Here is a 15708-nt window from a genome sequence, read left to right on the forward strand (position 1 = left end):
GAGAGCTAAAGAAATCTCTGATTTCGTCTTAGCTCCCCCGCAACGATGACGCATACTAATCGGCACGAGTAGTGACGATTAGTCGCGACAGAGACTGTGCTGAAGTTTGCGAGTAGCAACTATCTGTATAAAAGAGAAAATACCGTTATAATTTCAAAAAATGAAATTATAACGGTATTTTTTTGATGGGCCTAGTTTTTATCCCAGCCTCTTTTTATTTACCACTTCTAATTCACACATCATGAACTTCCAATATTGCATTAAACACACTCTGTGGCAGTTTAATATCATTCTGAGCTGCCTTTCTCTTATTTATATTTTGGCGTCTCAACAATGCTTGTTTCTTAGATACACTCTTCTTATCGCCACTAACCGCAGCATTCTTTCTTAATGGTGGCACGTCAACTCTAGCAATCGCCTTACCCTCAACCATCGCTTGGACTGGCATTGGATAAAGCTTTCTAGGAATTGTGTACTTCAACTTGTGTACTAACTCTTGCGTCTGTTTTGGTGCATCCAATCGGTGAGTTACGAATGCCAATGAATCCACGTCAGCATAGTTAATTCTGACATCCACCTGCACCATATCAGCGACCCGATAGCCAATCATCTTAGAAGATAACGTTGCGTAACCATGACTAACCGACTTAAGTTTATTGAAAAATTCAAAGGCAATTTCTGATAGTGGCATATTATAAATTGCGTCAATCAGGCCGTTATTATCCTGCAAATCATCAAGTTCCCCCTTATACTGCTCAGCTAACTTCATAACCTCGCTAAGTAATTCGTTAGGCGTAGAAATAGTTGCCCTAACAAACGGCTCCTCAACGTATTGCACCTCTGAAAAGTCTGGAAATTGGCCTGGATTTTCAACTGTTAATGCTTGTCCATCGCTAGTTGTCACATGGTAAGTAACGTTGGGTGAGGTGGTCAAAACGCTGACCCCATATTCATCCACTAGTCGCTCACGGATGATTTGCAAATGAAATCCGCCAAGAAACCCACACCGAAATCCAGGCCCTAATGCGTCCGAAACTTCTTCCCTGTAGTGAAAAGCAGGGTCATTTAAAGCAACCTTTTCCACGGCTAATTTCAAATCAGCGTAGCTCGACTCATCTGGATATAGTCCAGCAAACACAACCGGTTCTGAGGATTCGTATCCTGGTAAGGTTACTTTTGCTGGTGCCTCAGCATAGGTAATCGTATCGCCAATCCTAACTTTTTGAGGATCCTTAATTCCAGTAATTATGTAGCCAACTTCTCCAGCAATTAAACTGTCCTGTGGATTTTTGTCAGGGGTTAGAATCCCCACCTCACCCGCATTAAAATCGGTCTGATTGGCCATCAATCTTAATTGTCTTTGCTTTGTTAGGTTGCCACTAACCACTCTAACTAACGCCACGATTCCCTTATACTGGTCGTAATTAGAATCAAAAACTAACGCCTTCAACTCATCGCCATCATCGGCAGTTGGCGCAGATATTTTATCAACAATGGCTTCTAAGACTTCAGGAACTCCTAATCCAGTTTTAGCCGAGATTTTGAGAATTTTTTCATCTTTTAGTAACTCATCTAAATTATGGATCTGAGATTCTACTCGATCCACTTCTGCAGACTGGCTATCAACTTTATTAATTACGGGGATTATTGCTAGACCTGCAGCTTTAGCTAGCCTAAAATTTGCAACCGTTTGTGCCTGAACACCCTTTGTTGCATCGACCAATAAGATTGCCCCTTCACAGGCAGACATACTCCGTGAGACCTCATATGCGAAATCAACGTGCCCCGGCGTATCAATAAAGTTTAGTTCATACTTTTGGCCATCGCCGGCCTGATACTCATTAGTAACCGTTCTCGATTTTACCGTCACTCCATGGGCTTGCTCAACCTGCAAATCATCCAGCAACTGATCAGACTGCTCCCGTTCACTAATCGTATCCGTTAACTCCATAATTCGGTCTGCCAAAGTCGATTTGCCATGGTCAATATGCGCGATGATTGCAAAGTTACGAATTTGCTTTACGTTTTTCACTTGATGCCATTCCTCTCTGAAAATCCATTTAGGTAATCTTGAAAGGTCTCAATTGACTCTGCGACCACATTAACGTTAAAGTCCTTAAAATCCCCAATTTGTTCGCTATTAAAGTCACTCAAACCAGACAAATTCATCAATCCACTAACAATTGAACTTTGGATTACAAATAAATGGCTAGCTGCTGAAACAGAAATTTGTGGTAATTTTTGATGAATCATTTCACCTAACTCTTCGTTGATGACGTACAAACGTTCCCTTTGTGCGAGCGTTTGTTTACGATCAGCTCCGGGTTCCAAGATTGGTCCCCTTAAAGAATTAAGCCGTAGTATAACTGTCTCGTTAGTTACCATGTCTTTAGTCTCAACTAAAAGCCAATTAGCAAACTCGTCCCAGTTGTTTATTTCAGCGGCATTTAATCTATTGATAAAACCCGCAAAATACTGCTGGTATCCGTCTAAAAGTAGATACATAAAAACATTTTCTTTAGTTTTAAAGTAATTAAATAGTGTCCCCTTAGAAACCCCAGCTCGTTTAGCAATAACAGCCATCGTAATTTCGGGATAACTCTGCTCTTTAAAAATTGTTTTAGCTGTATTGGCAATAAGTCTTGCCTTAGCAGCTTTTTCTTCATCAGATAAAAAATTCATATTGCACCTTTCAAAACTGACTACCGGTCATTTTTAATCAATATTATTACCTGTGGACGTATAAATGTCAAATTAAGACGGGCTCAGATCCACTACGTTCCCAATAAAAAAAGGCCGCGAATCCTCGCAGCCATTCCTTATCCCACCTTTGCGTGGGCAAAACTATCTTTAATCTTATAGGTCAAAATAAATGAAGCGAAAAGGAATACCGTAACTACTATATATGGGTAGTGGTAATTCCAATCAAGCAAAGCACCGGAAACAATTGGGCCAATGATATTTCCAACACTGGTTAACGACATGTTGATTCCGTTAACAAAACCTTGGTTAGTGGTGCTTGCCTTTGTCAGCAATGTGGTAATTGCTGGTCTCAATAAATCATACATCGTAAACACAATTAAAGTTGCCACAATAACTTCAATTTTTGAATGGGCCAAGATAATCCAAATCGTTCCAGCAAATGCTAGGAAGAAACAATATCTAATTAATCGTTTCTCAGTCAACCACGTTACCATCCGGTCGAACAAGACAACTTGGAAAAACAATGACGTAAATCCATTAAGCGTCAAAACTAACGCAATGTTTTCTAGAGTGAAATGATGAACTTCGTTAACGTACAAACTATAAATACTCTCAAATCCAACTAGTCCAAATGATGATACCAAAATCATCAAGAACAGTAATCCCATCGGACCAAATAAAATTCCTTTAGTTTGAGTCCAACTAGCTCTACCAGCTCGGGGATCTTTGACCTCTCCCCCAGTTTGATTGGCAAGTACTTTGATATCTTCGTCTTTAGGCAACATCACAATGAAGGAAATCATTGAGAGGACACCCAAAACAGCTGCACTCCAAAATGGTGCCTTGTAGTCAATCTTAGCAAGGATACCGCCAAGACCGGGTCCTAAAATCAATCCCCCACTGAATGCCGCTGACAACAATCCAATTACTCTAGCACGTTGTTTGGGCGTGGTAATATCCGCAGCCAATGCGTTAGTAGTTGGTACCACCATCGCTGCTGACAGTCCCCCAATTACCCGAGAAATATCAAACATCCACAGATAGTTGGTGGCAGCGAACATCACTTCCGAGACAGCATACAAAGCTAGACCAGCTACCAAAATCTTTTTTCTACCCATTCGATCAGAGATCTGACCAACAATCGGCGAGGCAATTAGCTGTGCCAACGCAAACAACGAGTTCATAATTCCCATGTCAGTCGCCGATAAATGTAGTTCATTTTTAATAAACGGCATAACTGGGAAAATCAAGCTCATCCCAATACATACCAAAAAGTTTCCAAAAATCAAAACAATAATGGCATTTCTTACCTTTTTAGACATAACTAATCCCCTCTTTCGAATCAAGTCCAATAGAGTAGATTATACGAGATTTTTTATGTAAAGGTCAACTCACTTGAAGAACAAAAATCGGTGGTACAAAAAGCATCTGAGAATACTTTCTGTACCACCGACTATAATTTAAAAGTAGTATTAGGCTCAAAAGCAGTTAAGCCGTCTTATTCCTCATTCCAAATAGTGCGCTTACTATCAATACCAACACACAAGCCCCAATAATAGAAGGAATCAATGCCATCCCCGCTAACTGTGGCCCCCATGATCCTAAAAGGTTTTCTCCTAGCCAAGAGCCAATCAAGCCCGCAATAATGTTTGCAATCCATCCGGATGGACGTTTTGTAATCCAACCTGCAACTGCTCCGATAACTGCACCAATAATTAATGTCCAAATTAATGACATGGTTAGTACCTCCTTTTTAGTTCCTTACCTACATCTCTACAACCATAATTATAAATAATTTGTTTTTAAATTTCACTTTTAAAGTCTGAAACAGTTATCCTCAATCCATAATTAGATGATTTTGTGAAAGTTACCGCCAATCCATTATTTATGGGGCATAATTTGTTATCATTAACTCAAATATTGCACCAAAAGGAGTCGCCAAATGAATCAAGCAATTCAATTACCAGTAAAAATTAAAACAGTTTGGAAATTTTCAGCTTTAATGACATTTTTATCTACTATCGTTATCTTTGGAGTAGCGTTTACTATCGGACTAGCAACCGAATGGAGATGGTTAGTTTACTTATCATACGTTGCTCTTGGATTAGGACTAATACTTAGTATCGGTGAGTTTGCCTTGATTTCATACCGATATGCCTTCTTCCGCTACCAACTCACGGAAGATGCTGTCCAGATTCAAAAGGGGTTTATATTTCGCGAACGGGTTTCGGTTCCCATCGCTAGAGTTCAGGACGTTAAAATTGAACAGGGACCCATCTTGCGATCGCAAAACCTTCAGTCAGTCACGGTGACAACTGCTTCAACTAATCATGCAATCGACGGTCTTGAACCAGAAGTCGCTGAACAACTTCGTGAACAAATCATGGAAAAGGCAATGGAGGCGGTTGAAAATGACGTCTAAGAAACACCTTAGCCCAGTGGCTCTGCTATATTTCATTTATAAGACCTTAGTTGAATGGTTATGGGTAATCTTCGTATCATTTGCCTCTGTACTCAATATTTTCAAAGATCTCCACATAAGCCTACCTTTGGTGATTGCAGGTTTTGTGGTACTGATTGTCGCAATCTCGGTTATTAGATTCGTTGTATTTACGTACGAAATCACCGACAAAATGGTCACCATCAACAGAGGGATATTTATTAAGAAGCATATTCATATCCCATACCACCGGATTCAGACTATCACCCAAAGCCAACTCTTCTTCTTGATTCCGTTTCACTTAGAAACTATCTACATCGAAACCGCTGGGCACGAAGATGGCAAAGCGGAAGCTGTATTACCAATGGTTCCAGATACCGTTAGGTCAGAAATCGAAACCTACCGTCAGGGTGCCCAACCAGGAAGCGATTTAGAAGTTCACAACATTTCGCAGAACTTAGAAACTGGCGACGAAAACACATATAGGATCAACAACCATGACTTGAATTTATTTTCATTAACATCGTTGGGCATCTTGCCTATCATCGCAATTTTAGGAGCAATATATGGAAAGGTTCAGGAAGCTATTCCTGACAAATACATCAATAGTGCATTTAGCAAAATTGGTCATGAATCGCTGCCAATCATTATCGGTGGTGTGGTAATTGTGTTGGTAGTTGGCCTAATTGCATCTTACTTAATGAGTGTGTTGAAATACTACAGATTCACCCTCTCAGAAAATAATGGGCAATTACAAACCACTCAAGGGTTAATTACCAAGCGGTCATTTAGCGTTAAGCAACAACGAATTCAAGCAATCGTGTTTAAGCAAAACGTCATTCGCCAGCTATTCAATCTGACCACAGTTCAAACGATTGTGGCATCAAAAGCTGGTAAAGAAGAGGACGAAAGCGACATCACAATGGTTCCTGTAATCAAAAACGACGAGGCGGCCACAATGGTTAACGGATTTGTTAGCTGGGTTCCTAACTCAATGCCTCAGCTAAACCGCCTTGCTCATAGCAGTTACTGGTACTACATTCGTAATGCCATTTTAATTAGTCTAATTGTAATTATTCCAAGTATCGTATTTTTCCGATTTTGGGGAGCAATTAGTTTAGTGTTGATTCCGCTTGCTGTTTGGGTCGGTTGGTACTCAGCTAAAAATAACGGCTACTACATTGGTAACAAGCAGTTAATTATCTCTGATGGCCACTTGCTGACAAGATCCATCTATGTTGTTGAAACTAAGAATATTCAGTCATCCGCCGTTCGCCAGTCAGTTTGGATGGCCAACAAGGGGCTGGCCCACTTTAAGATTCACGTCCGTTCAAAAAACAATGATAAAGAAATTGAGCTTCGCTACATTTCTAAAAAAGAAGCCGATGAACTTTTTACCTGGCTAGCTTAGAATTGAAATAAAGGAGGACGATATCAGATGAAGACAATCACAATTGGAGACATTACCGTTCCCGCAATTGGTTTGGGAACTTGGCATATGGGTGACCATGCAGAAACCCGCGACGCAGAAATTAGTGCTATTCGAGCTGGCGTTGAAGCCGGTGCTCGGGTCATTGACACTGCAGAAATGTATGGTTCTGGAAATAGCGAAAGTTTAGTTGGTGAAGCAATCAAAGGACTTGATCGCACCAAACTGTTTATAATTGATAAAGTTCTACCATCAAACGCATCCCTCAAACAATTACCTAAAAGCTTAGATGCTAGCCTCGCTAAAGTTGGCACAGATTACTTTGATTTATACCTATACCATTGGCGTGGTGGCGTACCGCTGTCTGAAACTGTTGAGGCCTTGAGAAACGCTCAGGAGGAAGGCAAGATCCGCCAATGGGGCGTTTCCAACTTTGACGTCAGTGATATGGAAGAATTGTTAAAATTACCAGGTGGCAAGGGAGTTGCTGCTAACGAAGACTTATATAATCTTGGTAGTCGTGGCACCGAATTTGATCTCCAGCCATGGCAAGAAAAACGTGAAATTCCGTTCATTGCGTACACTCCGGTCGCTCAAGGGGATAGATTTGGTAAGAATCTAACCAAAAACAAGGTAATCCAAGCAATTGCTGGTAACCATAAGGCCACTCCTTATCAAATTCTTTTGGCTTGGGTCATTAGAAATGGCAATGTCTTAGCAATCCCACAATCAGGCGATCCAGTTCACGCCCGAGAAAACGTTGAGGCAGCGAACATCGAGTTATCAAAGGAAGAACTATTTATGATCGATAGCGAGTTTCCTGCCCCAACCAGCAAACAACCTTTGGATATTTTATGATGAGCGATATCTATAAAGTTACTAAACTTACTAACCCGACACCCGTTCAAATGGACCAAATCATGGATCTCTGGTTACAAGGAAACTTGGATGCCCATTCATTTATTAGTCGAAACTACTGGCTAGCCAACGTTGCTGAGGTTCGTGGAGCAATTAAACAATCAGAACTTTACGTTGCTACCGAACATGAGGACAAAATCATCGGTTTCATTGGGCTGGTAAATGATTATGCGGCCGGCTTGTTCGTTGCTACCAATCATCGAAGTCATGGAATTGGTAGTGAACTACTTAAAGTGGCTATCAGAACTCATCCCCACCTCACATTGCATGTTTACGAGAAGAATCCACGTGCCTTTGAGTTGTATAGACGATTAGGATTTAAGGTAATTAGTAAACAAGTTGACGATGAAACGGGTGAAATGGGATATTCTATGGAAATACAAAAAGGAACGCCTTAGGCGTTCCTTTTTGCATTACGGCTCAATTTCAAAAGCAAACTCAATATCTTTCTCAGCCGAAATGTGATATTCATCTTCAACATCAGCACCCCAACTATCGATTCCGCCAACTCCACGAACAGCTCCCATAATGGTGAGCACCGTGCGTCTTTCTAGTGGCAATTCTTCGATATGAGTGGCATTCTCCAACTCTTCAGCTGTGTATGGTAAACAACTAAATGCAAATGGTTTATCAGTCTTTTCAATTCGTAAACTAAACGGGTTATCATCGTTATCCGCATTATTTTGCGTTGTCCTTCTAGTGACCACAACCTCACTAGATTCCATATGAACCCCACAATCTTGTGGAACCATGTAAGGTGCAACGGGCATTCCTTCAACCTCGTAAGTTCCGAGAATCCCGCCATCCTTTCTATCAGGATACGTCTCACCCGATAGTCCAGTATAAGAAAAACCGTCAGCTGCAGTTGGCATGATCATTCTAAACCCAAAAACAGGAAGCTCTGGTAATCCTTGTTTTCCAGTGAAATGACTGGTAACAGTAATCTTGCCATCAGCATCCACTACATATTTTACGGTTACTTCTGTAGCAGGTACCGTAGGCGTTTCAAACGTATAAGTAACCCCCGCTTGACTAGCTACCTCATTGGGGCCGTATTGATTATTGACCGGAGCGATTGGCATCTCAATTGGTTTACCATCCACTTGAACTTCGGTTCCAACTTGTTTTAAAAACATGTCAGCGCCCAGCCACATAGCTGATTTTTCACTAAAGTGGCTACCACGGTCATTATCTGTAGTTGCCCGCCAAAAAGTTGGCTTCGGTGTTCGATACAACCATTCTTTTCCATCAATTAATAAAGATTCTAGACCACCTTTTTCGTAACTAAAGATGTAGTGGAAATTGTCCCCAGCAACGCCAAGTGTACCATCGCCAAAAACTAGTTTTAGACTATTCTTTGTATTTTCCATAGTAGTACTTAACCTCCTGCATTGCTGGTTTTTCAGTTCTGTCAGCGAACATGATTCCGTCTCCTGAGAACTCGTAATCTGAATGGCGTTCATCAAAATCGCCACCGTAACGTAATACCTGTTTTCCCGAAACTGCATCGGTTACAAATAACGCTTGATCAATGAAGTCCCAGATAAATCCGCCTGAGTATCCTTGATGCTTATCATACAGTTTCATATATGAATCCAGGCCACCCATTGAGTTTCCCATGTCATGCATGAATTCACAGCTCAAGAATGGCTTTTTAGGATTGTTGGTCAAATAGTCATCTACATCCTTTGGTGGGAAGTACATCATACTTTCAACATCCGAAATTTGATCCTCATACTTACGGTTACGGCAGACCCCTTCGTAGTGAGTAAGTCGGCTTGAGTCCATTTCTTTGTAGTATTTGTCCATAGCCGCAATATCGTCACCTGCATAGGATTCGTTTCCTAATGACCAGAATAAAATGCTGGTATGGTTTTTAAACGTTTCGTAGTTATTCTTGGCGCGATCTAGCACAGCTCCCAGCCACTTAGGTGACGAACCAGGAACGTTGTATGAAGGCTCAACCGCGCCCATTTTTTGCCATGACCCATGAGATTCAAGGTTGTTTTCTGCCATCATATAAATTCCATTTTGGTCACACATGTAGTACCAAGGAATTTGGTCTGGATAGTGACAGGTCCGAACAGCATTAATATTGTTGTCCTTAAACGTCTGCATGTCCGCTTGCATATCAGCAAGTGTGATTGCTCTTCCTGAGTGGGCATCCCATTCATGACGGTTAACCCCATTTAATTTGAGGCGTTTACCATTTAGCAAAATTACCTTATCTTTAATTTCAATTTTTCGGAAACCAAAGTCGTAAGGAACAATCTCCATCAATGATCCGTCAGCATCCCTAACTTCAATCGTCAAAGAATACAAATATGGATCAATATTATCCCAAAGATGAACACCATCTAGGGCACCTGACTTAAACTCAATTGTTTCACCAGCTGTCTTTTCATCACTGAAAACGACATTGCCTTCAGCATCCACCGCATTCAATTTAACAGTGGCACCAGTCAAATCCGCGCCAGTTAACTTAGTGGTTGCTGAGAGTTGGCCAGTCTTAAAATCATCAGATAACGTTGGTTTAATCGTCAAATCCTCAACATGTGCCTTAGGACGGGCAATCAGGTTAACACTCCTAAAGATTCCAGAAAAACGGAACATATCCTGATCTTCTAGGAAGGAGGCAGTACTGTGCTTAAACACCTCAACAGCTAAAACATTCTTTCCATCTTCGTTAAGGTATGGTGTCAAATCGTACTCAGAAGGCGCAAAGCTGTCTTCGCAATAACCAATAAAGTTACCGTTGATCCAGATAAACATAGCGCGTTCGACACCCTCAAACTCTACGCTAACCCGTTGATTCTTAAAGTTATCAGGAAGTTCGAACTCTTTGACGTAAGAGCCGACAGTATTATCTAGTCCTTTACTAAACATCCCTGCTTGTGGATCAGTCTCATCCGGAACATATGCTGGTCGTCTAAAAAACTTTCCTTCCCAAGGATACAAAGTGTTGATGTACTGAATTTGACCATACCCGTTCAACTCGATGTGAGACGGAACCTTAATGTCGTCAAAGTCACTGACATCAAAACTCGTTTGGTAAAAATTTTGTGGTCTGTCCATCGGCGTCTTAGAAAATTTAAATTTCCAGGTACCGTTTAAACTTTTAATTAAACTTGATTGATGTTCCTTTAACTCACGATAATTCGCGTAAAATCGGTGGTCACTATGAATTGGAATTTGGCCGACTCGAAAAGTTTCCGGATCGTCTAACCATGTAATGTCTGGTGTCATGGAATGCTCCTCTCATTTCTTGTGTTTGTTATCATTATTTATAGTATAGCGAATAAAATGTGCAACCGCTTACTAAATCAACGCTTAAAACTAATTTTTGCAACTTGATGGTTAACATCAACTGTTTCTCCTGAACCTACTTCGATGTTTTCCTGATCAATCTTCTTTTGTTCCGTAAATAGAATCAGTACCGTATCTTTATAACCACGGGATTTAATCAAGTCACGGTTAAAGTCTAACAGTAAGTCACCCTTCTTTACTTGTTGGCCCTCAACAAAGTGCGTAATAAATCCTTCTCCGCGCATATTAACCGTTCCAAGACCAACGTGAATCAGTAACTCGAGTCCTTGATCCGTAACGAACCCAATCGTTTGCTTAGTTGTGAATGATAAAATAATTTTCCCGTTTGCCGGTGCGTAGATATGGCCGTCTAGCGGACGAACAGCAAAACCATTTCCAGGAACGCCTGTATGGCCGGTTTCATCTTCCACTTCATCCAGCTTCTGAACAACACCCTCAACTGGTGAAGTCAAAAATTCCGTGACACTTTGGTTGGTTTCGACAGTTTCACTGCTATCTCCCTCAATACCTTCACTAGCCAATTTTGCTTGTAGTTCTTCGACAATTTCAGCATGCTTCTTTTCAGTAACTTTAACCTTTGTCATATAGATAACTAAAGCCAGAATCAGCAATACTAAACCAGCGTAAAATGCAACTCCCTTAAATAGATGAATTCCAGCAGGAGTAATTGATGCCGCTGTTGCTGTTCCGGTCATTCCGGTAGCAACGGCAACCCAACCAACAATGGCATTTGATAGGGCTCCTGACATTTTGTCGAGCATTGGTCTAATTGCAAGCGTAACAGCTTCGTTCCGGTTACCATTTTTCAACTGACCATATTCGATGGTATCGGTCAAAGTTAAAATAATGGTCATAAAAATAAATCCTTGTGGAACATAGTAAAGAACTAAGCCAAAGATGACCATTGGTAAGGAATCAGTTGAAACAATGAAAATCACGTATGCCAAAATCATGGAAATCATGCTGACACAGTAAATGATTTTTCTTGGCACGTACTTGTTAATAATTGGGAACAGTGGTGATGTAAAGAAACCAGCAATCGTTGGAATAATTCCTGAAATCCAGAATGCACCCGGCTGTCCCAAAACATACTTGAACATGTAGAACATTAGCCCAGCGGTGGCAGCATTACCAAAACCGTAAACTAAGTAAGGTAAAGCTGTCCACAACATTTGATCATTATGAGCAAGACCATAAAACATTTCCTTGAGAGAAGTTTTCTTCTTAGTTACCTGACGAATTGCGTTGTTCTTTTCGTGTGTTCCTAAAGCAACAACAAACGAACAGATAATCGCAACCACAGCGATCATTGCGGCAAACACAGTCCACCCTGCCTGACCTTCGTTATGTTTACCAGTAAATACGAAGGTAAAGTATGTAACGACGGGAACAACAATCATTGTGACGATATTTTGACCAAATCCAGTAAAGTTACCAGCTGCCGTATAAATTGACCGCTCGTGACTATCTTCAGTTAATGCTGGAACCATTCCCCAATAAGAAACATCTCTGAATGAGTAAAAAACATCAAAGATAATAAAAATCGGGATGAATAAGATTGTAAACCAAAGGGGATTCATTCTAGATAATCCAAACACTCCTGAGAACAGTACAATCAATAGCAATGCGGAAATTGTTCCACCAATTATCAACCATGGTTTAAATTTTCCCCACTTAGTATTAGTATTATCAACAATATTTCCTAAAATTGGGTCAACAAAAATTTCTGCAATCCGAATGATAAATACCAACGACGTGATCATTGCAATTAATTTATTAGCCGTTGCTGCAGGTACTCCAGTAAACATTGCGGTAGTTACATAAATCATAAAGTAAGTTCCGAATGTCATATATAGAGCAGAACCACCCAAGTTAGCAATCGCAAAAGATACAATTGAACTTAAACTTTTATCTTTCTTTGGATGTTGTGCCTTAGTTGCTTGATCTTCAATATGAGTATCCAATTTGATACACCTCCAAAACAAAATAGCGGTATTTAGTTAACTGAAGTAAAATTAAATTAGAGCAAAAGCAGAGCACTAAACACCTTTAATACAAGGATTTCTGTTACCTTGCATTTATAAGTTTATATTGTAAGGGCTTTCATAATGTCATAAATTAACTTTAAAGTATCAGATTTTGAACCTATTTTTGGGAGGGATACGAATGCGAATTGCGTTTAATAAACCAACAAATGTCTTACCGCTGTATTGCGACAGCATTGGATACAACTGGCGAGAACAGGATATGAAGCGTCCAAACGGATACTACACATATCATTGGTTACAAACAGAAGCTGGAAGTGGGACAGTTTCAATAAATGGCAAATCTTTTGCATTATCCCCTAATCAAGGGTTACTAATGCGATCCCGCTTGCCTCATAGTTATCATCCTAACGAAGGCGACACCTGGATGACGTCATTTTTAACATTTGATGGCACCCTGGCCGAACCCATCACTTCTTTATTCGGATTAAAAGATTACGTGCTATTACCCAAGTTGGCTCCGGAACTAGCAACATTTATTTCTAAATACTTTGATACCTTCGTCAATAAGGACTTAATTTCACTAAATGAACAGTCGGTGAATATCTACCGATTTCTTACATTAATTCACGAAAACGAACTGTACGCGCGACGGACCACCTTTCATGACCAAGAAATTGTCTCCAAGATCATCCAATACATTAACCAGCACTACCCCGAAAGAATTACTAACGCTACGCTTTCAGAAGTTACCCGCTACACAACTGCCTACCAAAACCGAATTTTTAACAAAATCTATAATCAAACTCCACTTGAGTATTTGGATGATTACAGAATGCAGAAAGCTAAAGAATTTTTGCTTACTAAACCCGACTGGGAAGTTAATAAAGTAGCTTACGAAATTGGTTTTGGAACGTCTTCTCAATTTATTTTTCACTTTCGAAAGTATTACGGAATCACTCCAGAGCAATTTCGCAAGAACTTTTAGCAAAATAAAAGCCCCCAGAAGTTTTCACTTCTAGGGGCTTTATTCTCTACTTTAATAGTTAAAATGATGTCAGCTAAGTTCACTCAATCGTTGTTTTCACTTGTTCATACATTTTGGGGGAGATGAATAATTATGAAGAGATGAGATCACTCATGATGGTCGAGCCATCAACCATTTAACTAAGTGTCTATATAGTAACTTGCTTACCTTAAGCCAACCTTAAATTGGTTTAAGTTTTTTTCTGAATTCTTTTTTGGGGAAACCTAAAAACTAAGCGCATACCTTCTTTCTTTTAGGATGACTACATAATATATTCTGAAGCTTAAATGAAGGTTAAGTTTGGCAATTATATTTAATCTTTCCCAAAAGAAAAACCGATTCCTGCTTCAAGGGAATCGGCTTATTTTTAAGTTTTAAATTAAATGATGGATCTTGGAGTCAACGGATTGTATTTTCTACGATTTAATATATTGGGGGAGTAAATGAAGAGTTTCTACAATTTGTTATTAAGAGGGGGTGTTGGCTCCAATGCTTCAACCATATTTAATTGTGTTTAATTTACATCTTCTAACTTAAAACTAGCTTAAAAGTTAAAAATATTTTTTAGGCGTTGAAGAACACTGAGTTGTTATCCACATTTGTGGTTAATTTGTTGTGGTATTGTTTCGAGAGTGTTTTGACCATTTATTTTATTTAGAGGTTAATACCGTGCTGATATTTTGTGAATCGAACTTGTGGCAACAGCAACCGCAGCGATAATTGCGGCTGTGCCTGCAGTGATAATTAGTGTTTTATTTTTCATATAGTAACTTCCTTTCATTAATCGACTTCAGCGAGTGCTGATGGCTATGAACTAAGTTGATTCACTCCTTTCGCTTATTGATTGTTTGTAGAATACAGTGGCTAGCTTAAGCCAAGTTTAAAAATCAAAATTTAGGTGTTAGCTTAAGAAATCCATAATAAAAGGAGATAAGCCAGTCGTCAGATTTCTAGTGACGATTACTTATCTCCTTATTTTTTCAATAGTTCCCTCAACTTCCGCGAATCCTCATCCACCACCGGTTTCATTGCCTTAAACCTCTTTGAATATGATGGGTGGTACAACGGAAAAATGTCGTACTTATTTTTAGTCCATTCAAACTTGCCGGTCGCTTCATTGAAATGTTGGACAGACTCATTGAGCAACTGTCCATGGAGCTCGCCGACTTTAGCATCCTTCCCCAAAAGTCGCTGGAGACTAGCGTTGCCCATCGTGACCAATAATTTATCTTTAAACTGCACCAGTTCGTAATCAAACATTGGCGCATACGCCTTCACTTCTTTGTTATTAGGGCGACGGTCACTTTTTAAACCAGATTTTCCAACCCTAAACGGTCTAGCACTGACTACCCCAAAGATGTAAACATCTTCTCTGGTCAGCCCAAGTGAGTCAAGCCAGCGATCCAGTTCCTTACCGGAAGGTCCCTGAAATGGATGGCCAAGCTCAATCTCCTTGGCACCAGGTGCTTCACCTAAAAGCAAAATTTTCGGGTTCATACCACCTTCCCCGGCAACAAAACCCTCTAAATTATCAAACTTTTCGGATTGTTCCTTACCCCATTTTATCCATTCTGGAGTTAGTACTGTTTGAATTGACAAGTTGATCACCTCGTTATTTGAATTTATAGTAACTAACACCCATAAATACCGTCACATCAATATTTAAATCATACCAAAATTCCTCTAGTTTTTATAATTCTTAGCTTTTCAACTCATTCTTTACATACTCATAATCGCGCTTAACTGTCGTTCAGCACATTACATAATTACAAATTAGTATTTTTTACATATAGTTTCCAAAAATGAGGTGTGAACAACTTTTACGGGGCTTTTTAAATATGTTATTTTTTATCAACTTCTAATTAAATCAACTTTATTT

Annotated in this window: 13 protein-coding genes; 5 read left to right on the plus strand and 8 right to left on the minus strand. The window is 39.8% G+C overall.

Annotated features, from left to right (window positions below):
- Positions 1–232 precede the first annotated feature (232 nt).
- The 4 genes from lepA to PL11_RS02800 all read right to left on the minus strand — a co-directional run bounded on the left by lepA (position 233) and on the right by PL11_RS02800 (position 4440).
- Positions 233–2032, minus strand: a complete 1800-nt coding sequence (lepA, locus tag PL11_RS02785; protein ID WP_035166212.1) for a translation elongation factor 4 — start codon at positions 2030–2032, stop codon at positions 233–235.
- Positions 2029–2682 carry a TetR/AcrR family transcriptional regulator gene (locus tag PL11_RS02790; RefSeq protein ID WP_035166214.1) on the minus strand — a complete coding sequence of 218 codons (654 nt, stop codon included), beginning with the start codon at positions 2680–2682 and terminating at the stop codon, positions 2029–2031. Before PL11_RS02790 ends, lepA begins: the two co-directional genes overlap by 4 nt.
- Positions 2683–2819: 137 nt before the next feature.
- The gene (locus PL11_RS02795; protein WP_035166216.1) at positions 2820–4025 is read right to left on the minus strand and encodes an MFS transporter; all 1206 of its coding nucleotides are present in this window, start codon (positions 4023–4025) and stop codon (positions 2820–2822) included.
- Positions 4026–4191: 166 nt separating this feature from the next.
- Complete coding sequence (locus PL11_RS02800; protein WP_035166218.1) at positions 4192–4440, minus strand: GlsB/YeaQ/YmgE family stress response membrane protein; 249 nt, start codon at positions 4438–4440, stop codon at positions 4192–4194.
- Between the two features lie 205 nt (positions 4441–4645).
- Here PL11_RS02800 and PL11_RS02805 point away from each other — a divergent pair, with 205 nt between their 5' ends.
- Genes PL11_RS02805 through PL11_RS02820 form a run of 4 tightly spaced genes read left to right on the plus strand, consistent with a single transcriptional unit; the run spans position 4646 to position 7888 of the window.
- Entirely contained in the window at positions 4646–5125 is a 480-nt protein-coding gene (locus tag PL11_RS02805; RefSeq protein ID WP_035166219.1) for a PH domain-containing protein, read from the plus strand.
- On the plus strand, positions 5115–6554 hold the full coding sequence (locus PL11_RS02810; protein ID WP_035166221.1) for a PH domain-containing protein: 1440 nt from the start codon (positions 5115–5117) through the stop codon (positions 6552–6554). Before PL11_RS02805 ends, PL11_RS02810 begins: the two co-directional genes overlap by 11 nt.
- 27 nt (positions 6555–6581) lie before the next feature.
- Entirely contained in the window at positions 6582–7430 is an 849-nt protein-coding gene (locus PL11_RS02815) for an aldo/keto reductase (RefSeq protein ID WP_035166223.1), read from the plus strand.
- Positions 7430–7888: a GNAT family N-acetyltransferase gene (locus PL11_RS02820; RefSeq protein ID WP_052127719.1), complete on the plus strand. Its 459-nt coding sequence runs from the start codon at positions 7430–7432 to the stop codon at positions 7886–7888. Before PL11_RS02815 ends, PL11_RS02820 begins: the two co-directional genes overlap by 1 nt.
- 15 nt (positions 7889–7903) lie before the next feature.
- On the opposite strand, the gene PL11_RS02825 is transcribed toward PL11_RS02820, so the two are convergent.
- The 3 genes from PL11_RS02825 to PL11_RS02835 form a co-directional block, all read right to left on the minus strand.
- A complete protein-coding gene (locus tag PL11_RS02825) occupies positions 7904–8860 on the minus strand; it encodes a beta-galactosidase small subunit (protein ID WP_035166224.1) in 957 nt (318 codons plus the stop codon).
- On the minus strand, positions 8841–10736 hold the full coding sequence (locus tag PL11_RS02830; protein WP_035166225.1) for a glycoside hydrolase family 2 TIM barrel-domain containing protein: 1896 nt from the start codon (positions 10734–10736) through the stop codon (positions 8841–8843). The genes PL11_RS02825 and PL11_RS02830 overlap by 20 nt, the downstream gene beginning before the upstream one ends.
- 77 nt (positions 10737–10813) lie before the next feature.
- The gene (locus PL11_RS02835) at positions 10814–12781 is read right to left on the minus strand and encodes a sugar MFS transporter (RefSeq protein ID WP_472370236.1); all 1968 of its coding nucleotides are present in this window, start codon (positions 12779–12781) and stop codon (positions 10814–10816) included.
- Between the two features lie 202 nt (positions 12782–12983).
- Between PL11_RS02835 and PL11_RS02840 the strand changes: the two genes are divergently transcribed.
- On the plus strand, positions 12984–13790 hold the full coding sequence (locus PL11_RS02840; RefSeq protein WP_035166226.1) for an AraC family transcriptional regulator: 807 nt from the start codon (positions 12984–12986) through the stop codon (positions 13788–13790).
- Between the two features lie 1011 nt (positions 13791–14801).
- On the opposite strand, the gene PL11_RS02845 is transcribed toward PL11_RS02840, so the two are convergent.
- Positions 14802–15437 carry a uracil-DNA glycosylase gene (locus PL11_RS02845; RefSeq protein WP_237047529.1) on the minus strand — a complete coding sequence of 212 codons (636 nt, stop codon included), beginning with the start codon at positions 15435–15437 and terminating at the stop codon, positions 14802–14804.
- Positions 15438–15708 lie beyond the last annotated feature (271 nt).

The sequence above is a fragment of the Lentilactobacillus curieae genome (assembly GCF_000785105.2).
GTDB lineage: Bacteria > Bacillota > Bacilli > Lactobacillales > Lactobacillaceae > Lentilactobacillus > Lentilactobacillus curieae.

Bases quoted from the DNA above. Each gene is read 5' to 3' on its own strand.
- PL11_RS02790 (WP_035166214.1), bottom strand. From the start codon at position 2,682: ATGAATTTTTTATCTGATGAAGAAAAAGCTGCTAAGGCAAGACTTATT.
- PL11_RS02795 (WP_035166216.1), bottom strand. From the start codon at position 4,025: ATGTCTAAAAAGGTAAGAAATGCCATTATTGTTTTGATTTTTGGAAAC.
- PL11_RS02800 (WP_035166218.1), bottom strand. From the start codon at position 4,440: ATGTCATTAATTTGGACATTAATTATTGGTGCAGTTATCGGAGCAGTT.
- PL11_RS02805 (WP_035166219.1), top strand. From the start codon at position 4,646: ATGAATCAAGCAATTCAATTACCAGTAAAAATTAAAACAGTTTGGAAA.
- PL11_RS02810 (WP_035166221.1), top strand. From the start codon at position 5,115: ATGACGTCTAAGAAACACCTTAGCCCAGTGGCTCTGCTATATTTCATT.
- PL11_RS02815 (WP_035166223.1), top strand. From the start codon at position 6,582: ATGAAGACAATCACAATTGGAGACATTACCGTTCCCGCAATTGGTTTG.
- PL11_RS02820 (WP_052127719.1), top strand. From the start codon at position 7,430: ATGAGCGATATCTATAAAGTTACTAAACTTACTAACCCGACACCCGTT.
- PL11_RS02825 (WP_035166224.1), bottom strand. From the start codon at position 8,860: ATGGAAAATACAAAGAATAGTCTAAAACTAGTTTTTGGCGATGGTACA.
- PL11_RS02830 (WP_035166225.1), bottom strand. From the start codon at position 10,736: ATGACACCAGACATTACATGGTTAGACGATCCGGAAACTTTTCGAGTC.
- PL11_RS02840 (WP_035166226.1), top strand. From the start codon at position 12,984: ATGCGAATTGCGTTTAATAAACCAACAAATGTCTTACCGCTGTATTGC.